The organism is Serratia sp. PL7 (assembly GCF_945957435.1).
Genome location: NZ_CAMFLB010000001.1, coordinates 1,265,761 through 1,288,486 on the forward strand (window position 1 = coordinate 1,265,761; position 22,726 = coordinate 1,288,486).

Below are 22,726 nucleotides of genomic sequence, written 5' to 3' on the forward strand. Positions count from 1 at the left end.
GACAACCGCTGAAGAGTGCATAAAATGGCGGTTATTGCCGCCATAAGTGAGATTTTCGTCAGTGAAGACGCATAGCGCCAGCAGAGCAACCGGTGGAAGAGCATAAAAACACCTGAACATTTCATCAAATAGAAACATCAGATTGATTAATTTTTATGGCAAAACCCCATCGTGGTCCGATCACTTATTTTTCGTTGCAATATAAGGGGGGCTTATAAATAACAGGAGTATTCCTAATGCGTTCACGCTGGATGTATTCCATGCTAGCGGGCTGATTTTTAGCCGCGCCCGCTGGCTATTCCCAATTTCATTGGCAAGACTATATTGAAAGAGGCTCTGCTAGAGAGCGAGAATATGGGTAATTTTCCGAGGAAATGCCGCATGACCCTGTTGCCCAAGCAGACCAATAACAAAAATCCGATTGATCTCTATAGCGAAATCGTAGACGACTTGCCCGGTCTGATTTGCTTCGGCAACCGCCTTGGCGGCTACTTCAATAAACAGTGGCGCGACTATACCGGCGCAATCGCCGGTGAACACGGCGCCGCTGATTGGCTCGATACCCTGCACCCCGACGATCGCGAGCGGCTGGCCACACAATGGCGCCAGGCGATCGTTGCCCTCTCCTCATTCGCCGGTGAGGCCCGCCTGCGCGATCGCAGCGGCGCCTACCGTTGGTTTATGTTGGCGTTTAACGCCCGTCAGGACGGCATGGCGCTGGAGCCCAGCTGGTACCTCACCGCCACCGACATCCACCCGCAAATGCTGCAACGTCAGCAAAACGTTCAGGCGCTCTCTATCCAGCAAGACATGCTGGACGCCAGCGTCGACTGCATCAAAGTGATCAATCGCGACGGCACGCTGCGGCACATGAACCGCTCCGGCAGCCTGGCGCTCGGCCTGGATCCGGCGCAAAAAGAGTTTGGCATGCCCTGGCTGGGGCTGTTGTCGCCCGAAGTCCGCCGCCGTGGCAGCAAGGCGCTGCACAGCGTCAGAGCCGGTAAAAATGCGCGCTTCGCGGGATTAAGCGTGACGCCGCAAGGAAAAAAACAGCATTGGGACAACATTCTCTCTCCCGTCAGCGATGAACACGGCGCAGTGGCCGAGATCTTGTGCGTCTCGCGCGACGTGACGTCGCAACGCGTGATGGAACAGCGTCTGTTGCTCGCCAGCGAATATGACGAATTGACCGGCCTGCCCAACCGGCGCTTATTCAAGAAAAAGCTGAAGCAAGAGATGAAGCGCGCCCTGCATGGCAACAAGTCCCTCGGGCTGATGCTGCTGGATCTTGACCACTTCAAGCTGGTGAACGACACGCTGGGCCACGCGGCGGGCGACCATCTGCTGCGGGTTCTGGGTAAAAGGCTCAGCGCCTGCATGAATACGCATTCGTTCGTCTCCCGCCTCGGGGGGGACGAATTCGCGGTGGTAATCAGCGACGTTGAAAACGAGCAGGATATTTTCCGCATCGCCAACAAGTTTCTGCTGCAGCTGGAGACGCCGATCACCCACGGTGGCAAGACGCTGCATTGCGGCATGAGCATCGGCGGCGCCATCTACCCCAAAGATGCCCGCGACGCTTCGGAACTGATGAAATGCGCCGATACCGCGCTGTATGAGCTGAAAGACGGCGGCCGCGGCGGCGTCTATATGTTCGATCGCAAGATGATGGACAAGGCCCGCGCGCGCGCCAGCCAGCTCAACTACGCGCGCCAGATCGTGCGCGACAACTGCATCCGTCCCAGCTACCAGCCGAAGGTCAGCCTCTCCGACGGCAGCATCGTCGGCTTCGAAGCGTTGCTGCGCTGGCATTGCCCGCAAAACGGCATACAGCTGCCGGCGACGGTCAGCGAAGCCTTCAACGACTACGAGCTGGCGACCAAGATCAGCGAAGCCATGCAGCTGAAGGTCTTCGCCGATATCGCCCGCTGGCGCACGGCCGGCGTGGCGGTACGCCCTATCTCGCTGAACGTGTCGCCGATCGAATTTTTACGCGACAACTACGCCGAAACCTTCCTGCAGCGCCTGCTGAAATTCCATATTCCCCACCACCTGATCGAACTGGAAGTGACCGAGCACGCGTTCAACAAACATGGCTCCAAGTACGTGCTGCGCGCGCTGCAAATGCTCAAAGAGATGGGCATCCGCATCGCACTGGACGACTTCGGCACCGGCCATTCCTCATTCAGCCATATCATGGATTACCCGCTGGACTGCATTAAGCTGGACTGCGATTTCGTTCAACGCATGAACACCGAACCGGCGATCCTGGCGATCGTGGAAAGCATCGGTATCCTCGGTCAGAAGCTGTCGATCGATATCATCGCCGAGGGCGTGGAAACCGAGCAGCAGCGGCAAACGCTGTGCGAAGCCGGTTTCCATATTGGCCAGGGTTTTCTGTTCAGCCGGGCGGTGGAATCCCAGCGGGTGCCCGAGCTGCTGCAAGCGGTGCCGCAATCTGTCGAGGGCCGTTAAGCCCCCTGCCGTGCGCCAAACGGCGCCAGCTGCATACCGATAAGTGTCACTACGCAGATGAGTGCCCCGGCGTAGAAGGTGGAGGCGGAACCGAACAGCTCCCACAAGGTTCCAGCCCCAAGACTCGCCAGCAGCAGCGCCACGCCGCTGATCAGATTGAACATGCCAAACGCGGTGCCGCGCAGATGAGCCGGCGCGGTATGCGCCACCATCGCCGCCAATAGCCCCTGGGTCATGCCCATGTGCACCCCCCACAGCGCTACGCCAAACAGCACCCCGCCCCAATGATCGCTCAGCGCCAATACCAGGTCGGCGGCGATCAGCACCAGCAACCCGGCTTTCAGCAATCCTTCATGGCTCATGCGGTCAGACAGTTTTCCGAACGGATAGGCCGAGCAGGCGTAGACCAGATTCATGGCGACCATCACCAGTGGGATCAGCGCCAGCGGCGTGCCGCCCTGCTGCGCCTTCAACACCAGGAACGCTTCGCTGAAGCGCGCCAGCGTAAAGATCGCGCCGATGCTCACCACCCACCAATAGCTGCGCCCCAGCAGCCGCAGGTTGGCGCGGGTGATCGGGTTGGTGCGCTTGTGGGTTATCGCGGCGGTCGGCTCTTTCAGGCCGAAAAACAGCAGCGCAATCGCCAGCGCCGCCGGGACCGTCGCCACCCAAAAGATGGCGCGAAAATCGTTGTGCCACAGCAGCATCAGGCCGACGGCCAGCAGCGGCCCTAAAAAGGCGCCGACGGTATCCAGCGACTGCCGCAGCCCGAAGGCCGCGCCGCGAATTTCCGGCGGCGTCACGTCGGCCACCAGGGCATCGCGCGGCGCCCCGCGGATGCCTTTGCCCACGCGATCCAGCAGGCGCGCGCTCATCACCATGCCGGACGACGATGCGATAGCGAAAAACGGCTTGCTGATGGCGCCCAGCCCGTAGCCCAGCAGCGCCAGCCCTTTACGTTTACCGAGGTAATCGCTGAGCACGCCGGAGAACACCTTGACGATCAATGCCGTCGCCTCCGCGAGCCCTTCGATCAGCCCGATGACGATCACGCTGGCACCGAGCGTCGTCGCCATAAACAGCGGCAGCAGGCTATGGATCATTTCCGAGGAAACGTCCATCAGCAGGCTCACGCCACCCAATACCCACACGCCGCGCGGTATGCGGCCCAACGTAGCGAAACGCGACGACATGCTTCATCCTCGATCGATTCAGCGCCGCCAGAGGCGCCTCATGATTTTTCCAAGATTGGTTAGTTGATTTTGTTCGTTCACAGATCTGCAGCCTTTAGAGATAGTGCAACGACCGTGTGACACCCATAATAATGAAGGTAATTAACATAATGATATATAGCAAAAAGATGATAGTGATTGCGGCGCTGCTGAGTTTTTCCGCCGCCGCCGCACCGGGCGTGGATCTCGTCGCTAACGAAACGCCGATCCACACGGTGAAGAGCGCCGAAGCCGTGGCCAAAATCCCCGCCGGCTTCCGGTTCGTGGAACCCGGCACGCTGACGGTGGCCATTTCCCTGCTGGGCAGCGGCCCGCCGTTCGGCCTGTACGCCCGAGACAATAAAACGGTGATCGGCAGCGAGGCGGACATCGCACGCCTGGTGGCCGACGGCTTGGGGTTGAAACTCAAACTGGTGCCCACGTCGTGGGAAGACTGGCCGCTGGGGGTGGCCTCCGGCAAATATGACGCCGCGGTTTACAACATCACCGTAACCAACGAACGCAAGACCAAATTCGATTTCGCCACCTATCGGCAGGATACGCTGGGCTTCTACGTCAAGTCCGACAGTAAAATCACCCAGATCAAAACGGCGCCGGATATCGCCGGTAAAAAAATCATCGTCGATTCCGGCACCAATCAGGAAGCGGTGCTGCTGGCCTGGGACAAGGAGAACCGCGCCAAGGGATTAGCGCCGCTGCAGCCGGTGTACGTCACCGATAAGGCCGCCTCCACGTTGGCCATTCAGTCTGGCCGCGCCGACGCCACCTTCGGGCCCAACGTCTCCGGCGCTTATCAGGCGCGGCTGGCCGGCAAAACCCGGCTGGTGGGCATTGTGCCCGGCGGCTGGCCGAAGACCGCCAACATCGCCGTCACACTGAAGAAAGGCAACGGTCTGGTGGACGCGGTGCAGGCTTCGCTCAACAGCGCCATCGCCAACGGCAGCTATCTGCAGGTGCTGGATCGCTGGGCGGAAAGCGACGAGAAGATTGCCCATTCGGAGATTAACCCGCCGGGGCTGGGGGACTAGAGCATGAACCGGCCCCGCATCGAGGGGCCGGTTATTGATGAGCAATCATGACGTTTCATTCCGCCACCGCTTTCTGCCTCCCCAACTTGCGGTACAGCGTGCTGCGCGAAACGCCCAGCGCCTTCGCCGCCCGGCTGAGATTGCCGCCCGCCCTGTCGATCGCCGTCTGCAGATCCGCCTGGCCGGTATCGGCGTTCTCCTGGCGCGGCGCCAGCACCGCGATGGACTGAGGCAGATCGTCCAGGGTGAGCACCGCATGATCGTCCGCCAATGCCAGCAGCACCTTGAGCGTACTCAACAGCTGCCGCACGTTGCCGGGCCATGGATAGCGCGCCAGCATCGCCAGCGCCTCCGGCAACAGGCGAATGTCACGCCGATCGCCGCCCAGCTCTCGCCACAACTGCAAAATGAAGGTCTCCAGCTGCGCCCGCTCTCTGAGCGGCGGGATGCACAGGCTGTATTCCTGTATGCGGTACAGCAAATCCTCACGAAACGCCCCGGCCTCTACCTGCCGATGCAGATCGTGGTGCGTGGCGCAGACCAGCGCGAAATCGACCGGATAAGCGCTGCGGCTACCGAGCGGCGTGACCGTTTTTTCCTGTAACACCCGCAGCAGGCGCGTTTGCAGGCCCGCCGGCATGTCGCCGATTTCATCGAGGAACAGCACGCCGCCGTCCGCCTCGCGGATCTTGCCGATATACCCTTTCGGGTTGGCGCCGGTAAACGCCCCCGGCGCATAGCCGAACAGTTCGGATTCGATCAGCGGCTCAGGCAGCGCCGCGCAGTTGATCGCCACGAAGTTGCCGTTGCGCCAGCGGCTCTGTTGAAACAAGCGTCGGCTGAAATGCTCTTTACCGCAGCCGGTTTCGCCGGTCACGCACAGCGAAAGGCCGGCGTTGAGAATGCGTAGCGCCTTCTGATGCTGTTCGTCATGCCGTTCCGCCGGCGGCGGAACCGAACGCAGGGCGCTAACGCGGCGCTGCGGCGCCTCGAGCAGCGAATAATAATGCCGTTGATTGCCGGCCAGCGTCTGGTGCGGTGCGCCGGAGGGCTGTCGCAGCAGGTCGGGAAACAGCTGGGCAAACTCAACCGAGCCTAATGCGGCCGGTGAAAGCCGGAACTCCAGCATCGCCAGCCGATTGGCGGCGACCAGCACTTCGTCGTGAAACACCAGCAGCAGCTCCTGCGCGCTGCCCAAGCTCCCGGCGTTGGCGTGCAGGCGCAGCGTCCAGTGACGGTCGGCGATCGCGCTTCTGACCCAGCGGTGTTCGATATGCCGCACCGCCTGCATGATCAGGCGCTGTGCATCGCGGTACGGGCGCTGCGCGGGGACGGAGAGATCCAGTATGCCGGCAATGCGGCCATCCGGCCGATAGATCGGTGCGGCGGTGCAGTTCAATCCGGCATTTTGGTTGAGGAAATGCTGGTCGCCGCGGACCTCGCAGAACGCGCCGAGTGCCAGCGCGGTGCCGATGGCATTGGTACCCCGATCCGCTTCGCCCCACTGGTTGCCCGGCGCCAGCGCAAAGCGCGACGCCTTGTGCAGAAAGTCGGTATTGCCGCGGGTTTCCAGCACCAGTCCGTCGGCGTCGGCGATCACCACGATGGCGGGCTGGCGCGTAATTTGCGCGCCCAGCTGCTCGATCAGCGGCTGTACCCGTTGCGGCACCCAGTCATTGCGGCTGCGTAGCTCTTCGAGTAATCCGGCTTTGATAAAAGGGATATGTTGATCGGCGCGCGTCAGGCCGTAGCCCCGGCTGCGCTGCCAGGATTCCGCCAGCGGGCGGGTCAACAAACTGGCGCCCTCGGTGGGCAAGCGGTCATCAGGCAACATGCGTTTCTCCCCCCGTTTACGAGTGTTGCAAATATGTATCACATATGTGTATCAGGCGTTGCGACACGGAACACAAAAACCCAGCGCCGGCGGCGGTACCGCATGATTCGTCACGTCATATCAATTTTTAACGCGTTAATAAATGAGATCTTTTAACGATCATCTTCGCCATTCATCAATCTGGCACGGGCCGTGCTTCTCCGTGCTGCGGCGACATGCCGCACTCACAGGCGCAGCCCAATAGCGCCGGTTATCATCTGCAGAGAGGTGCTTCACATGAAATATGTCCACCCCGGTTTGCCTGGCTCGCTGGTTTCGTTCCGCAAACGCTATGGCAACTACATTGGCGGTAAATTCGTCGAACCGGTATCCGGCAACTACTTCACCAACACCTCGCCGGTGACCGGCCAGCCGATCGCCGAATTCCCACGTTCCGACGCCAAAGACATCGAACTGGCGCTCGACGCGGCGCATGCGGCGGCGGACGCCTGGGGCAAAACCAGCGTGCAAGAACGCGCCAACGTGCTGCTGGCGATCGCCGATCGCATCGAGTCGCGGCTGGAGATGCTGGCGCTGACCGAAACCTGGGACAACGGCAAACCGATCCGCGAAACCCTGAATGCCGATTTGCCGCTGGCGGTCGACCATTTCCGCTACTTCGCCGGCTGCCTGCGCGCGCAGGAAGGCACTGCGGCGGAGATCGACCAAAATACCGTGGCCTACCATATCTATGAACCGCTGGGCGTAGTCGGTCAGATCATACCGTGGAACTTCCCGCTGCTGATGGCCGCCTGGAAACTGGCGCCGGCGCTGGCGGGCGGTAACTGCGTGGTGCTGAAACCGGCGGAACAGACGCCGCTCGGCATCAGCGTGCTGATGGAAGAGATCGGCGATCTGCTGCCGCCGGGGGTGCTCAACGTGGTGCAAGGCTTCGGCGCCGAGGCCGGCGAAGCGCTGGCGCGCAGCAAACGCATCGAAAAAATCGCCTTCACCGGCTCCACGCCGGTCGGCCGCCACATCCTCGCCTGTGCGGCGGAGAACATCATCCCCAGCACCGTCGAGCTGGGCGGCAAATCGCCGAACATTTATTTTGAAGACATCATGCAGGCGGAGCCGGCGTTTATCGACAAGGCGGTTGAGGGGCTGGTGCTGGGCTTCTTCAATCAGGGGGAGGTGTGCACCTGCCCTTCACGCGCGTTGATCCAGGAATCCATCTACCCGCAGTTTATGGAGAAAGTGCTGGCACGCATCGCCACCATCCGCCAGGGCGATCCCTTCGACACCGAGACCATGATCGGTGCCCAGGCGTCAAAACAGCAGTATGACAAGATCCTGTCGTACATCGACATCGCTAAAAACGAGGGAGGCAAAATCGTTGCGGGCGGCGAACCCGCTCAGCGCGGCGACGAAGTGCAAAACGGTTTCTACCTGCAGCCGACGCTGATTACCGGCAACAACAGTATGCGTTTCTTCCGTGAGGAAATCTTCGGGCCGGTGATTGGCGTCACCACCTTCAAGGATGAGGCCGAAGCTCTAGCGTTGGCCAACGACACCGAGTTCGGACTGGGCGCCGGGCTCTGGACCCGCGACATCAACCGCGCCTACCGCATGGGACGCGCGATCAAGGCCGGGCGCGTGTGGACCAACTGTTACCACCTGTACCCGGCGCACGCCGCGTTCGGCGGCTACAAGAACTCCGGTATCGGGCGCGAAACCCACAAGGCGGCGTTGTCGCACTATCAACAGGTGAAAAACCTGCTGGTCAGCTACGACGCCAAACCGCTGGGCCTGTTCTGAGCCGGGCATAGCGACAAGAAGGCCGCCCGCGGGTGGCCTTTTTTAGCGATGCTTATTTCGCCATGCCGAGATCGATCACCATGCGACCGCGAATGGTGCCCGCCTTCATCTCGTCGAAGATGGCGTTGATGTCGCCCAATGGCCGTTTGGTCACTTTCGGCGTCACTTTGCCTTCGGCAGCGAACTGGAACGCCTCTTTCAGATCTTCGCGTGTACCGACCAGCGACCCCACCACCTGAATGCCGTCCAGCACCAGGCGCGGAATGCTCAGATCCATGCTCTCCGGCGGCAGCCCCACGGCCACCACTTTACCACCGGCGCGCACCGCATTGACCGCCGAGTTGAAGGCGGCTTTCGCCACCGCCGTCACCACCGCCGCGTGAGCGCCGCCGGTTTGCTGCTGAATGATCTCCTCCGCATTTTGCGTTTTGGAGTTGATGGTCAGATCGGCGCCAATCTGTTTGGCGAACTCCAACTGGCCGTCGTTGACGTCGATGGCAATCACTTTGGCGTTAAACACGTTTTTGGCATACTGCAACGCCAGGTTGCCCAGCCCGCCCAGGCCATAGATGGCGATCCACTGCCCCGGCTTGATATCGGAAATTTTCACCGCCTTGTAGGTGGTGACCCCGGCGCAGGTGATACTGCTGGCGGCGAAAGAATCGAGCCCGTCCGGCACTTTCACCGCGTAGTCCGCCACCACGATGCACTCTTCCGCCATGCCGCCGTCAACGCTGTAGCCGGCATTTTTCACCGAGCGGCACAGGGTTTCGTTGCCGCTGACGCAATATTCGCAATGGCCGCAACCCTGGTAAAACCAGGCGACGCTAGCGCGGTCACCCACTTTTAACGAGGTAACGCCCTCACCGACGGCGGAGACCACGCCGATACCCTCATGTCCCAACGTAATGCCCGGCACCTCGCCGAAATCGCCGTTTTTCACGTGCAAGTCGGTGTGGCACACCCCGCAACACTCCATTTTTAACGCCGCCTCGCCGTGCTTCAGCGGGCGCAGCACTTTATCCTGAATGTCTACGGTATGGTTTTTCGTCACTACGGCAGCTTTCATGCTGTATTCCTCCAGCCGGATTATAAAAACGGTCTTGATCACGGTCGTTACTGTCACCCAGGGCGACAATTCACATTCTCTTTTTCCGCTAAACGGTTAGCTTTAAAATATAGCAGAGAAATTTTTTTTATTGAATTAATTGCACGGCATTGCAGAAGCATGAGTGCCATTCACTTAACACAATAAAAACAACGCTCTCTAATTAATGTAACATCACCTGTCACAGAAATACCCTTAGTTCAATAACGACTGAATAAGATTATAATTAACACGCTTAATATCATTGATAAAAAAGTTATTTTATTTATCATCATGATTTTGAAATGGTTTAATTTTATTTATACTTTCATTGACAGAATCAATTACCTCCCCTAGTTTTAACTATGCTGTTTATCTCTGATAAGACTTTTCTTCACCTTCTATTTTTCATCGCCGCTATTTTTAGCGGCGCTACCCACAGCTGTCTAAAAATTCGAGGTTATATATGTCGACGACACAATTTAAAGTTATTAGCGTCAGTTCCGGCTCCACTCAAAGTTTGGATTTTGGTTCACGGGTGATTAATGCTTCCGTCGCCGTTCAGGGGTTTAACGTTTCTTACGGCAACACCGACCACCACCTGAAAACAATCGACGTCTCCAGCGCGATCGCCGGCCTCAGCGGCAGCAGTGTCACGGTGTCCGCCACCTGCTTTATGGAGGACAAATCCAACAATAAAACCTCAGGTACGGTAAGAGTGCTGGTGATCGCCGAATGCGAATCCTGAGACGTTGAGCGGCCGCTGGCCCGCCGTTTGGGCGCAGAGGCGCATCGCCTGGCTTTCAATCGCCCCTGGCGATTGAAAGCCATTTTGTTTCCCTGCGCTTTATCGATGAGGGTATTTAAAAATGAGTGACAAAACCAACGGTCAGATCCCGCCAGTACGGCCAAGCCAATTCGAAAGCAATGAAAAAAACATATTCGAAGACAGCGTCAATCTGTTTCGCGGCGATGTGAATTTATCACTTGATTTGGTTGCGTTAACCGGAAGGAATCAACTCGACGTCAAAGTCACTGCATTTTATGGCAGCAACATCAAAAATGAAATTTATCAATCAAATGTTAGCGCACCAACCGGAATTATGGGATTAGGCTGGCAATTGCCTTTCGAACGCATTGAAGTCGATCACCGGGATAATGCAACACCCGGTGACAACCTTTATCGAATTTATACCAACAACGCCTCATCAGAATTAATTCGCGCGCCCAACGATTGGCTGAGAGCGAAATTACCAATCGCCGCCACCACCGCGCTCAATAGCGGCAAAGTGGACACCGAAATCCAATCCGCTTTCATCGCCGCCGGCCTGCAGTTGGGTTGCCATGCTCAGGTCGTCACGCGGTTCGACGATCGACAATGGGAAATTATCGACCCAGTCTATCAGCGCACCTTCAACGTGCTGCGCCAGGACGCCGAACTCGCCGTCTTCTCCGGCGGTGAAGCGTTTGAGTGCTTCCACTATGATTTCAGCAAGGTCCTGTATTATCCGCAGTTCGAACGCTGGGAGCTGGTCAAGGACAACGGGGTCAGCTACTTCTACGGCGGCAACGCGCAGGATGATCAGAGCATTCAATGGAAAGTGCGCTGGGGCAACTGGTCGGGACAATCCGCTTTGACCCACTCTCCCCAGGGCGATGCCTTGCAGTCTCGCTTTGCGGCAATCTGGAATCTGGCGCAGGTGGAAAGCCTGTGGGGCGATCGGATCGCCTTCCGTTACGAGGCCGTTGAACAGCCGGTTGGCGAACGAGGCTTAAGTTTTACCAAAGCCTGCTACCTGACGCGCATCACCGACATGTTCGATCGCACCGTCGATTTTGGCTATCAGGAGAAGCGGTACGACACGCAGTCGCCCGCAGGCCCACGGGAATACCTGTCTCCGCATTGGGATACCCCCTACAGCAAGGCCCCCGCCAACGCCGCTTCAGCCTATCAGGATCGCTACGAAACGCGCTATCTGGACAACATCGTCGTCAAAAACTCGCAGGGCACATTGCTCTATGCGGTGCAGCTGAGCTATGACACGCAGAGTAATTTCAGCGGTTACCCGCAAAGCGATCCGCTTTACGGTGATACCGTCAAACGCACGCTCACCGGCGTCCAGCGGCGCTATGCGGAAAATTGTGCGCTGCCGCAGATGCAGTTCAGCTACTGGCCGGCGGGTACGGTCAATGCCGGCGCGCTCAGTGGCGCCGTCACGCCGGACGGTGCGAAAATCGCCTACCGGTATAAGCAACAAACGCTGCCGCTGTGCGATCGCCAGCGGCAGATCGTCAGTCCCTGGCCGCGCAGCGCCAAACCGCGCGTATGGTTCGGCGGCGATTACGCGGTCTGCCTGTGGCTTAACGAGTCGAGCGACCAAATCCACGTCACGTTTTACACCTGGCTTGGGCGCTGGCAATGCTGGGCTCCCGAGCAGCAAACGATCAAGGCCGCTTTCGACATCAACAGTGTCAACGTCGTCACTGCCGGTGATTTCGCCTGCCTGACCTATGCCACCCCGCAGAGCGGCAAATCCTATGCGCATGTCTATCACAAGGATAACCGCAAATGGGGCGAGTGGTTCGACAGCGCGCCAATCGCCGCCAACACCACCCAACTGCAGCTGGCCGCCGGCGACAACTTTTTTGTGGTCTGCGACAAGGATCAACGGACGCTGCTGCGCTACACCTGGGATAACTTCACCAAACGGTGGGCGATCGCCGATAGGTCTGGCGATCTCAACGCCACCGCCCGCCCCTACATCGCGGCGGCCAACGGCTATTACGCCGTCCTGGATTATGCCCCCCTCACCGGCGGCGAACACCGTAATCGGCTGGCGCTTTATTATCAGGATAGCCAAGAACAATGGCGAAACGGCGCCTCACTCCCGCTGGTGTTCACCCTCGGCGGCGATGCGTCGGCCACCCGTTTCGGTTTTGCCGCCGGCGCCTCGTTTATCGCGCTGACCTACATCACGCAGGAGGTTTCGCTCAGCGTTGATTACACCGTCAAGGTCATCGGATGGGACGCGGCATTCGGCGCCATGACCAGCACTGACTTTCCCTGCCGCCTGCCGAAAAGCGCGCCGTCGCAAACCCTCACCATTCCGTTCCTGGCAAAATTCGTCAACAACGCCATGATTGCGTCCGGCCCCTATCTGCTGCGCTATAACGGCGCAGACTGGCTGCGTAACGACAGCCTGCTGTTACGCAGTACCTGCAGCGATCAGGACATCAACTGGTTCGCCTACGGCGCCGATTACGCAATCGCCGTCAGCAACCGCGAATTCGCGGCTCAGGCGCGCATGGTAGCCTACGATCCCAACCGGCAAATCATCGCCTGGAACGATGCGGCGCGCGATCTCTATACCCGTGACGATCCGACTTCGGAAAGAAAAAGACACTACTTCCCGACGGCAGGCGCGGATATCGCCACCATGGGCAACCGCGTCTATCACCGCGGTTCCTGGTGTAATTGGTTGGACGCGGCAGCCGGATATGCCGAAGTGCCCTACGCGATAGACAGCACCACCATGATCAATCAGGGACCGCGCTTTATCTCTTATCTGAACCTGGACGGCACGGCAGCCAAAAACACCACCGTGAAAACCTTCCGCAATCAGGCCTTCGCCGGCGATGACACGCTCACGCAACGTTATTTCACGCAGATTGGCGTCTCCGGCATGGTCAAACCCAATATCAACGGCCAATATCCCGCCGGCCTGTCCGCGTTCGTTACCTATCTACCGCTGAACAAAGACTTCGATAATGCGGAAAGCCTGACGCTGAATCGCTACCTCGACAACACGCTGCAAGGCGCACTGGTGGATTACTGCGTCGACACGGTCAGCATCGATGACGGCTACGCCGTCAGCACCACCTGCTACGTGTTCGACATTGCGACAGCGACCTGCGACCCTACCGGCGCGGTCTTCAAGTACTACAAGAGTGCCAGCTATCCCGGCAGCGAGAGCATGTCCGCGCCGCGCTTCGGCTATCGCGAGAACTATTACTTCAATGGCCTGACGCGCCAGGATCCGCAGGTCGGCCAGCGAGTTCGCGCTGCAGATCAAGCGTCATCCGGGCTGTTGGACGGCCAATTGATCGAGCAAAAGGTGTTTGACGCCGACGGCAATCTGTTGGTTCACGAACAAAAAAACCTGATGGCCTTCACCTCCGTAGCGATCGACGGCGTCGAGCGACCGCTGTTCGGCGGTTATACGCGCTGTATCGCCGACAACAGCCTTAATGATGGCCTGGCGATACGTACCGATTATCGCTATGACTCACGCTTCGGCAAATTGATCCGCGAGCGCTTTGACAATGTGACCGCCACCGGAGAAACGCAGGGCGTTGCCAAACTCTACGGCTATGCGTTCGAAGCCTATCCCTGGTTCTTACTGAAAAATGCGATCGACGCGCCCTTCAGCCAATTCGACGCAGCGGGGAGCGCGGCGCTGGGAGAGGCGCTGCCAATCTACGCCGGCAGTCTGCAACGCTACGGCGCTCTGCAACGGCAACAGCCGCTTGCCGATGAAGCCGCGCCGACAGTGTGGGCCGCCACGCAAGCCTATGTGCTGCAAGCCGCGATTGGCGCCCAGCCCCCCAGCCCGCCGGCGCTGGCAAGCGATCCGGGTGACGCGTGGTTGCCGGTAGGCACAATACTGGCCAGAACATTCTATGGTGCGATCCTCTCCCAGAAAAACAGCGAAAGCCAGGTCGAAAGCACGCTGTGGGACAACAACCAGATCCTGCCGGTGGCGGCGTTCGTCAGCGGCGCGGCGGATGAGTGCGATTTCATCGGTTTCGAACCCTATCAACACAGCACCGATCCCTGGCGGCTCGACGGCGATACGGCGATCGTCGACGACGACGCCTATGTCGGCAGCCGCAGCCTCAAACTCGGCGTCGGTGCGACCCTGACCCGAACGGCGCCGCTGCGGCAAACGCAGCCGGTCGTTGTCTCCGCCTGGATCAAAACCTCGCCCGGTTTCAACGCGGCGCCCGGTGCGGCAAACTTGATCAGCCGTAGTGGCAACGCCGCGCCGCACACCACGCCGATCGTCCCCACGGCAGAAGGCGCTTGGGTTTACTGGCAAAGCGTCATCCCCTATAGCGGCGATCCGGAGCGTCCGCTCGCGCTCGCCTTCGACAACCAAAAAACGGTCGGCTATGTGCTGTTCAACACCGTCAGCGTCACGCCGTTGGCCAGCAAGATGGAGGCCCGCTGCTACGATCCGCTGTATCTGGATGAGATCGCCGTTATGGGCAACAACGCCGATGTCCAGCGCTGCGGCTACGATCCGCTGCGGCAAAAGTTCGTTGAGACCGGGCCACAAGGCGAAAGCAAGAAAGGCGTGGTGAACTATGCGCCACGCAGTTGGCACGATACGCTGCCATTCAGCTACCCGCAGCACGATCCCGCCAGCAGCTGCGAAATTCTGGCCGCCGACGGTGGGCAATACGAAACCTTCACGCAGGGCGAACAAACCTGGACGCGCTGGCGGCGCGACGACGACAGCGCCTGGCGTCTCAGCCAGGGCCGGCTACTGCATTGCGGTACGACGTTCAACTGCCTGCGTTGGTTGGCCACCGCCGGCCGCTACGCGGTGGGCTTCACCCTTTCGTCGCCGGCGACGCAGAACCTCGCCTTCGGCCTGACGATCGGCGACAGTCTGAGCGCCCAGTGGGACGCCATCGCGGGATGGCGGCTGACGCTGGCGGGCAACACCTACACTGACGACGCGACCAACGGCTGCCTGCCCACCTCGGTGCTGCTGGTACCGGGCGACGATGCCGTTCTGTTATATGCCGACGGTCGTCAGGTTTTCGCCCTTCAGACCGATGCGAGGATCGACGGTGAATTCAGCCTGCAGGCACAGGGGGAAATCTATTTTGCCAATGCGGTTACCTTCCGCTCGCCACAGCTGGCCATCACGTATAAAAACGCCAACCGGCAGGAAACGCAGCATCAGGTGCTGAACGAAGGACGATGCCTGGTGCGTGAAACGCTGTACGACGCGCTGGGCAATACGGTTGCCGAAACCAAGATCGCCGCCTTTGAACGCACGTTGTTCGGCTACCGGGCGGCCTTTGTCCGCACACTGGACGCCGCAAACGGCGTGATGACCGGTGAAGTGAGTGATTATTACCCGCAGGACGAAGGTTACCCCTATAGCGGCACCCGTTATGAGGCTTCCTCGCTGAAACGCCCGGTGGCCAAAGGCATGCCAGGCAAAATCTTCGCCATTACCGGCGACAACCCGCATATTACACGGTTCATTTACGCCGTCACCGATCACACGCAGGTGGCAGGTATCGCCTGTCGCCCTGGAGAATTGCGGGTGAGCGCCCTGTACGATGCCGATGGCACCGGCGTGCTGTCACTCAACGATCGCCGTGGCCAGACGCTGAGCAAGCAGACCGAGGCCGGCGGCGTTGTTCGCGACGCTGTCCAACAGATCTTCGACGCGGCGGGCAATATCGTGCAGGTTCGCCACCCGTCGTCTTCCCCGGCGGATGACGCCTTCATCAGCCACAATCGCTACAACTTCCTGTGTCAGCTCGCTGCACGCGTCACGCCGGATGCCGGAGAAACGACGTATATCTACGATCCTGCCGGACGTCTGCGTTTCAGCTCAACGCCGCTGAGCCGCGCGAAAGACCGCGTGTTGTATAAAAAATATGACGTTCTGGGGCGCCTGAGCGAGGATGGCGAAGTGGCGCAAGCCTGGGGTGACGGTTCGGCGCTGCAGGCGATCGCCGATAACGATCCGCACTACCCGCACCATGATGACTGGCAAACGCAAAACGTCTATGACGGCGAAGGCGACGAGCCGACTCTGCGCGGCCGCCTGTGGAAAATGTACCGTCGCGCCGCTGACGGACTCTGCGTCGAAAACTGCTATGGCTACGATACGGGAGGCAATGCGACCCTGTCGCAACTGCGTCTGCCGGACGCTGGCGATTACATCACGGGCTATGCCTACGACAACCTCGGCAACGTCATCCGCATCGATTATCCCGCCGGCGCGCCGCTCGCCAGCGTGGCCTATCGCTATAACGACATGGGACAAACCGCCGCCATCGGCACGCCGGACGATCCGGAGAAGTTCGTTCGCTACCGTTACCATGCCGACGGCAGCCTGGCTGAAGAGCAGTTGAATTCACAGGGGGGGCGGGCGCTGCGACGCACCATGAGTTATAACTCTCCCGGCTGGTTGAATGAAATCAACAACCACTATGCCGACGGCGCACCGCTGTTGAAACATCGCTTCAGCTACACCGACGGCGGCTACGAGGGCGCCGGTTACTTCAACGGCAATATCGCCGGCGTAGTGCACGACAATGCGGTCAGGCCCGAAAACAGCTTCGCTTATCGCTATCGCTACGATCCGCGCGGCCAATTGACGGTCGCCGAGCACAGCGTCAATTCCGCTTACAGCCTCGGCGTCGGCGCGCCGCTGACCTTCGACGCCGGCGGCAACATCCTCCGGCTGCAACAGGGAGACACCCTCTTCAGCTACGAGTATCAGCCGAACAGCGGCAAAGTCGCCGCCGTGCTCGCCAATGACGCGGTCGCGCAGCGTTACGAGTATGACGTCGTCGGTAACGTCACGCTCTCCGCCAGTCGCGGTATTCAGCGTATCGATTACAACCCACTGAATAATCTTCCGTTAACGATCGCACTGGATGATGGCCGCCAGCTTGCGCTGTGCTACAACGGCATCAATCAGCGGGTGCAAAAGCGGTTCGCCGACGGCAGCAAACTCGCTTACGTACACGGCCTGAGCGACGCGCCGCTGATGGAGTTCGGCGCTCGTACGACGCAATATCTCTATGGCGTCGGCGGATTGCTGCTGCTCATCGACGGTGGTGAGGCCCAGTACGTGCTGAAGGATCAGCAAGGTTCGATCCGTGCCGTAGTGGCGGAAAACGGTCAGGTCAACGTATTGCTCGACTACATGCCCTTCGGCCAATCGTTGCCGACTGGCGTCGGCACGTCCTCGTTACTGCGCTATCGCTACACCGGCCAGGAGTTGGACGAAGATTTGGGACTCTATAACTATCGGGCGCGCTTCTACGATCCGCAATTGGGGCGCTTTTACTCCTGCGATCCTAGATTCCAGTATGGCGGCCCTTACGTCTACTGCGGCAACAACCCGGTTAATCAGACCGACCCTTCCGGTGAGATCGCCCCAATCATTATCATCTTGCTGATCGGGGCCGCCGTCGGCGCCGTGCTGGGCGGCGGGGTCGCCCTGTACAGCGGCTATCAGTCCGGATTGCGCGGCGGCGCGCTAGCCGGTTATGTATTCGCCGGCGCAGGGATAGGAGCCCTCGCCGGGGCTCTGTCCGCCGCCGGCGGAGTCGGCGCCTTTGCCGCAGGGTCGGCAGCGGCGGCGGCAGCTTCCACCACCGCCGGCGGCATTGCGGCGGGCCTGGCGGCCGGCGCAGGGGTCGGAGCCACCGTAGGCGCGGCAGTAGGTGCGGCTCAGGGAGTGAGCCAATTCTTCATCAACGACGCCTTTGGCGTCGCCAACAGCGGCAGTTGGCAACAGTCGCTGCTGAAAGGCGCCGTTACCGGTGCCGTCGGCGGCGCGATCAGTGGCGGCGCCGCAGGGGTTGGCGGTGCGGCCGCCTTCCAGCAGGCTGCGCGTTTCGCCGAGCTGACCGGCGGCAACGGCTGGGCCTTCAGCCCGACCTCGCTCACCCAGGTCAGCAACGCCTACAACGCTTTCGGTAGCCTGGGCATCGTGCCGTTGCCAGCCTTCGTCAGCCGCATCCCCAACTACAACCTGCCACTGGTCGGGGGAATGCAAAGTTTCGTCCTGGGGAAATTCAGCCTGCCAACTTTCAGCAGTCTCGGCGGTGCGGTGGCCAAGCAGACCGTCTCGCCGCTGCTGCCGAGCGGCGGTGGCACGGCGACAGGAACCCCGCCGACGGCCTTCTATGGACAACAGGCCTACAGCCCGGCGATGACCGGCAGCATCGGGCTGCAAACGGCGCTGGTATTGGATCCCGCCGGCTGGAGCAACGGCAAAGCATAACCCACGCAGGGTGCGGGACTGCGCGTCCCGTCCCTGCGTCTTGATGAGAGGCAACGTCATGAATGATGCAACGATTCGCTACCATCAGGTGCGGCAAAAGAGCACCCACAACTCGTATCAACGCACGGAAAGCTACCCGGCTCAGGCGCTGTACTGGCGCATCCGTTCCCTTGAGATCGATATCCACAACAGTAATAACGCCGCCGGTTGGCCGCAGTTAAACGGCAACTGGTACGTTTATCATCTGGCGGTCATCGATCAGGTCAGCTCAGTCAACACCTTGGCGGATGCACTGGACGCGCTGTTGGCGTTTCATCGCGCGGTGCCGCAGCACGAAGTCGTCACCCTGTGGCTGGATTTGAAAGACGACTTCAACGCCGCCCGAGATCAAACACCCGAATCGCTCGATCGTTTGTTGGCCGAGCGCCTGGGGCGCGAACACATTTGGGGACCACCCGATCTGATCGGCGACTGCACCGATCTGCAAGCAGCGATCGCCGCCTATGGGTGGCCGTCGCTCGACACCCTGCGCGGCAAGTTCATTGTTGGCTGCACCACCGGCGATCTCGCCTCGCCGAATTCGGTGCTCAATCAGTATGTGCAAAACGGCGCCACCGCCAATCAACGGCTGGCGTTCGTCACGCCGGAAATCACCCAGGCGCAACAAATCGACCAACACGCCTGCGCCGTGATGTTCAACCTCTCGGCCGCCCACACCGCCCTGGCGAACGCGGTGTTTACCGCCGGCTTTGTCGGCCGCGCCTACGGCCTGAACGACGCAAACAGTTGGGCTACCGGCTGGAACAGTCGCGCGCACCATCTGGCCACCAACAAGGTTAACGCCGATTGGGACGGGTGGGCGCGCACCGATCTGCCGATGACCGGCTATCCGTTTACCGGCATCGACGTCACGCTACCGCCGGATCTGACCGAATCCGGTGCACTCTGCGCCATCAAGGTCGACTCCGGCGATATCTGGAATAAACGCGACAGCGGCTATTTTCGTTTCGATCGTGCCACTATCGGTGCCGAACGCACGCTCAGCGCCTTCGTCACCAACCCGCAGTCACATACCGACGGCTTTATCAAAGGCGGAGTGATGGCGCGGGCCACGACCGCCGATGACGCCGCCTATATCGCAATATTTCAAACCGCTGCTCACGAAATCCGCATGCAGTACCGGCGGGATAACGGCGCCGGTACGGAAAAAATCGATGCCCGTCTGCCAAATGGCGTCAACGGCAAGCCCGTCGTCAGCAGCAATACGCCGATATGGCTGAAGCTGACGGTTCGGGCCGATGGCCACCAGGCACAAGGCAGTTATTCAATCGACGGCCTGATCTGGCACGCCGTAGGGGAGATCGGCGTCAGCCAAACGCTGCCGCTGCAAGGCTGGGCGGCCTCTTCACACGGCGCCGGCTCCGTAAAATGGCTGTTCGGCGGCGCAAAGACGCCGACAGAGAGCACCGTCTTCGGCAACTCGGCCACCGGCGAATTCATCGCCGACAGCGCCCCTGCCGCGAGCCTCGGCCCCTACCGTTAGGAAAATTGACAACGGCGGTGCGGCAGCTGATGATGCAAGCACCGCTTCCTACTCGATCCGCCAACGATGAAAAATGCCCCCGCAGTGACGATCCACTACTGTTCGCAATGCAACTGGCTGCTGCGCGCCGGCTGGATGGCGCAAGAGCTGCTAAACACCTTTGGTGACGATCTCGCCTCCGTCACCCTGATGCCGGGCACCGGCGGGGTCTACCAAATCAGCGTCGATGGCGTGATGATTTGGGATCGCAAGATTGACGGCGGCTTCCCCGATGCGGCGCAGTTAAAGCAGCGGCTGCGCGATCACAGCTTCCCCGATCGCTCTCTCGGCCACAGCGACGGTAAAAAAGCCAGGCACTGAAGGCCGTCAGCGCCCCGTCGGCGGCTGCGCGCCGATAATGCGCGGCATCGTTTCTTTCATCATTTCCATGAATTTGCGTAAACGCGCGGGATAATAGCTGGCGTAAGGATACAGCAGGTAGATAGGCAGTGGCTCGGCTCGCCACAGGGGCAACAGCGTCTGCAGAGATCCTTGCGCCAACTCTTCTTTCACCACCCAAGACGACACGATCGCTACGCCCAGCCCTTCCAGCGCCGCTTTACGCGCCGCATAAAGGCTGTCGGTGCTCAACCTGGGTGCGATGCCGAAACGCCGCTGCTCGCCGCTGGTCGCGTGGGTCAGGACGACCTCATTGCGATAAAAACTGTTTACCGCCAGCCACGGCAATGATGCCAAATCGTCGAGATCGACGATCGCCGGTCGTTCAGTCAACAGTGCGGGTGACGCCACCGTGCTGCGCGGCACTTCCGCCAACAGCACCGCCACCACCGAAGGATCGGTCACCGCGCCAACGTGAATGGCGCAGTCTACGCCTTCGGAAATGAAATCGGGAGAGTGGTCGTTCAGCGTCCACTCCACGCTGGTTTGGGGATAGCGCCGCAAATACTCCCCGAGCGGCCCGATCAGCTGATCCTGCCCAAAGGCGTGCGGAGCGCGCACGCGCAGTGCGCCAACCGGTTCGTCGCGCGCGCCGCGCAGCGCATCTTCCAGGCTTTGCCATTGCGCGAGCAAGCCGCGCGCTTGCTGATAGCAGCGTTCGCCGTCATCGGTAAGATGGAGCGCATGCGTCGTCCGTTGGATCAACCTGGTGCCCAACAGCTGTTCCAACGCCCGCAGACGTCGGCTGATGGTCGGCTGCGAGGTGCCCAGCTGCTGCGCCGCCGCCGACAGGCTCCCGCTCTCGACAATACGCACCAGGGTTTGCAGCAGGATTATACGGTCGCCGTTGGGTAAATTAATTTTATTCATACGTGTTACGTATAACAGTTCTACCCATATCGGGTCTACCCGCCGATAACATTCACGACAAAAATAGCCGCACATCCACCTTGTCAGGAATTATCGAATGAGCCTCTCACCCACCGGCGGTGCGCTTTCCGCCAAAACCGTTTTCCTGTTGGCCACCGGCGCCGGCCTTAGCGTCGCCTCTATTTACTACAGTCAGCCGATGTTGAGCGTCATGGGTGCCGACTTCCATGTCGGCGTTGGCGATACCGGATTCGTGCCGACCCTGACCCAATTGGGGTATGCCTTGGGTATTCTGTTACTGGCGCCGCTGGGCGATCGCCACGATCGCCGCGGGATCATTCTGGTGAAGGGCGTGCTGCTGGCCATGATGCTGCTGTTGTGCAGCCTGGTTTCCTCTTTTTCGCTGCTGTTGCTCAGCAGCCTGACGCTCGGCCTGGCCGCCACCGTCGCGCAGGACATCATCCCCGCCGCCGCGGCTCTGGCTCCTGATGCCCGACGCGGTAAAATCGTCGGCACCGTGATGACCGGGTTGCTGGCCGGTATTTTGCTGTCGCGCGTGTTCAGCGGGCTGGTCGCCGATTATTTCGGCTGGCGCAGTGTTTATGCGTTAGCCGCGCTGGCCGTTTTACCGATCACGCTGGTGATAGGGCGAGCTTTGCCGCGCTTTCAGCCTCACAGCACGCTGAGTTATCCCGCCTTGCTGCGTTCGATGAGCCGGCTTTGGGCCACCTACCCTGAATTGCGGCGCGCGGCGTTGTCTCAGGCCTTTTTGTCCGTCGCCTTCAGCGCCTTCTGGTCCACGCTCGCGGTGATGCTGGCCGCTCGCTATCAGCTGGGCAGCGCAGTCGCCGGCGCGTTCGGCCTGGCCGGCGCAGCGGGTGCACTGGCGGCACCGTTGGCGGGCAGTCTGGCTGACCGATACGGCCCAGACGCCGTCACTAAAATCGGCGCTGCGTTGGTAACGGTTTCTTTCGCCCTGATGTTTTTACTGCCGTTACTACCGCAATCGGTGCAATGGGGGCTGATTGCGCTGAGCGCCATCGGGTTTGATCTCGGCATTCAGGCCACGCTGATCGCGCACCAGACCATTATTTACGGCCTCGATCCGGCTGCCCGCAGCCGCCTTAACGCCATTCTGTTCACGCTGGTATTCATCGGCATGGCCACCGGCGCCGCACTGGGCAGCCGCGTACTGGAACACCTGGGATGGCCGGGCGTAGTGGCGCTGACGACGGCCGCGGCGGGTGTTGCTTTGCTGATCCGCATGACGCGCCACTCTTTGCGTGCAACAGCCTGATCCGCGCCGTGATAGGCGCTCGGATAACGCAACCGGTTGATTTCGCCCGGGCCACCTGCGCTATACTGAGCGCCC

General features: G+C 60.2%; 12 protein-coding genes. 8 read left to right on the plus strand and 4 right to left on the minus strand.

The genetic code is table 11. The features are described 5' to 3' along the window. Positions 1-381: 381 nt before the first annotated feature. Positions 382-2,475, plus strand: a complete 2,094-nt coding sequence (locus tag N6G83_RS05910; RefSeq protein WP_049207651.1) for a putative bifunctional diguanylate cyclase/phosphodiesterase — start codon at positions 382-384, stop codon at positions 2,473-2,475. Here the strand turns inward: N6G83_RS05910 and N6G83_RS05915 are convergent. After that, positions 2,472-3,668, minus strand: a complete 1,197-nt coding sequence (locus N6G83_RS05915) for an MFS transporter (protein WP_049204017.1) — start codon at positions 3,666-3,668, stop codon at positions 2,472-2,474. The genes N6G83_RS05910 and N6G83_RS05915 overlap by 4 nt on opposite strands. Before the next feature lie 149 nt (positions 3,669-3,817). On the opposite strand from N6G83_RS05915, the gene N6G83_RS05920 reads away from it, so the two are divergent. Next, a complete protein-coding gene (locus tag N6G83_RS05920) occupies positions 3,818-4,735 on the plus strand; it encodes an ABC transporter substrate-binding protein (RefSeq protein WP_260514882.1) in 918 nt (305 codons plus the stop codon). Positions 4,736-4,790: 55 nt separating this feature from the next. On the opposite strand, the gene N6G83_RS05925 is transcribed toward N6G83_RS05920, so the two are convergent. Next, positions 4,791-6,569, minus strand: coding sequence for a sigma-54-dependent Fis family transcriptional regulator (locus N6G83_RS05925; RefSeq protein WP_260514883.1), 1,779 nt, complete (start codon positions 6,567-6,569; stop codon positions 4,791-4,793). Between the two features lie 276 nt (positions 6,570-6,845). Between N6G83_RS05925 and N6G83_RS05930 the strand changes: the two genes are divergently transcribed. Beyond that, positions 6,846-8,366 (plus strand): aldehyde dehydrogenase family protein, encoded by a 1,521-nt coding sequence (locus tag N6G83_RS05930; RefSeq protein ID WP_025302811.1) that lies wholly within the window; start codon positions 6,846-6,848, stop codon positions 8,364-8,366. A gap of 52 nt (positions 8,367-8,418) precedes the next feature. Here N6G83_RS05930 and adhP read toward each other — a convergent pair whose 3' ends face one another. Beyond that, complete coding sequence (gene adhP / locus N6G83_RS05935; RefSeq protein ID WP_004928541.1) at positions 8,419-9,435, minus strand: alcohol dehydrogenase AdhP; 1,017 nt, start codon at positions 9,433-9,435, stop codon at positions 8,419-8,421. A 484-nt stretch (positions 9,436-9,919) separates the two neighbouring features. On the opposite strand from adhP, the gene N6G83_RS05940 reads away from it, so the two are divergent. From N6G83_RS05940 to N6G83_RS05955, 4 genes are all read left to right on the plus strand, one after another. Then, the gene (locus tag N6G83_RS05940) at positions 9,920-10,201 is read left to right on the plus strand and encodes a hypothetical protein (protein ID WP_238969334.1); all 282 of its coding nucleotides are present in this window, start codon (positions 9,920-9,922) and stop codon (positions 10,199-10,201) included. Positions 10,202-10,322: 121 nt separating this feature from the next. Then, positions 10,323-18,503, plus strand: a complete 8,181-nt coding sequence (locus N6G83_RS05945) for an RHS repeat domain-containing protein (RefSeq protein ID WP_260523928.1) — start codon at positions 10,323-10,325, stop codon at positions 18,501-18,503. Positions 18,504-18,561: 58 nt separating this feature from the next. Continuing rightward, positions 18,562-20,046, plus strand: coding sequence for a Ca2+-dependent phosphoinositide-specific phospholipase C (locus tag N6G83_RS05950; RefSeq protein WP_260514886.1), 1,485 nt, complete (start codon positions 18,562-18,564; stop codon positions 20,044-20,046). A gap of 66 nt (positions 20,047-20,112) precedes the next feature. Continuing rightward, positions 20,113-20,406: a SelT/SelW/SelH family protein gene (locus N6G83_RS05955; RefSeq protein WP_004928553.1), complete on the plus strand. Its 294-nt coding sequence runs from the start codon at positions 20,113-20,115 to the stop codon at positions 20,404-20,406. Between the two features lie 6 nt (positions 20,407-20,412). Here the strand turns inward: N6G83_RS05955 and N6G83_RS05960 are convergent, their stop codons facing one another. Next, complete coding sequence (locus tag N6G83_RS05960) at positions 20,413-21,354, minus strand: LysR family transcriptional regulator (protein ID WP_025302807.1); 942 nt, start codon at positions 21,352-21,354, stop codon at positions 20,413-20,415. 97 nt (positions 21,355-21,451) lie between these two features. On the opposite strand from N6G83_RS05960, the gene N6G83_RS05965 reads away from it, so the two are divergent. Then, positions 21,452-22,651 (plus strand): MFS transporter, encoded by a 1,200-nt coding sequence (locus tag N6G83_RS05965; RefSeq protein ID WP_049204012.1) that lies wholly within the window; start codon positions 21,452-21,454, stop codon positions 22,649-22,651. Positions 22,652-22,726 lie beyond the last annotated feature (75 nt).

Bases quoted from the DNA above. Each gene is read 5' to 3' on its own strand.
- N6G83_RS05910 (WP_049207651.1), top strand. From the start codon at position 382: ATGACCCTGTTGCCCAAGCAGACCAATAACAAAAATCCGATTGATCTC.
- N6G83_RS05915 (WP_049204017.1), bottom strand. From the start codon at position 3,668: ATGTCGTCGCGTTTCGCTACGTTGGGCCGCATACCGCGCGGCGTGTGG.
- N6G83_RS05920 (WP_260514882.1), top strand. From the start codon at position 3,818: ATGATATATAGCAAAAAGATGATAGTGATTGCGGCGCTGCTGAGTTTT.
- N6G83_RS05925 (WP_260514883.1), bottom strand. From the start codon at position 6,569: ATGTTGCCTGATGACCGCTTGCCCACCGAGGGCGCCAGTTTGTTGACC.
- N6G83_RS05930 (WP_025302811.1), top strand. From the start codon at position 6,846: ATGAAATATGTCCACCCCGGTTTGCCTGGCTCGCTGGTTTCGTTCCGC.
- adhP (WP_004928541.1), bottom strand. From the start codon at position 9,435: ATGAAAGCTGCCGTAGTGACGAAAAACCATACCGTAGACATTCAGGAT.
- N6G83_RS05940 (WP_238969334.1), top strand. From the start codon at position 9,920: ATGTCGACGACACAATTTAAAGTTATTAGCGTCAGTTCCGGCTCCACT.
- N6G83_RS05945 (WP_260523928.1), top strand. From the start codon at position 10,323: ATGAGTGACAAAACCAACGGTCAGATCCCGCCAGTACGGCCAAGCCAA.
- N6G83_RS05950 (WP_260514886.1), top strand. From the start codon at position 18,562: ATGAATGATGCAACGATTCGCTACCATCAGGTGCGGCAAAAGAGCACC.
- N6G83_RS05955 (WP_004928553.1), top strand. From the start codon at position 20,113: ATGAAAAATGCCCCCGCAGTGACGATCCACTACTGTTCGCAATGCAAC.
- N6G83_RS05960 (WP_025302807.1), bottom strand. From the start codon at position 21,354: ATGAATAAAATTAATTTACCCAACGGCGACCGTATAATCCTGCTGCAA.
- N6G83_RS05965 (WP_049204012.1), top strand. From the start codon at position 21,452: ATGAGCCTCTCACCCACCGGCGGTGCGCTTTCCGCCAAAACCGTTTTC.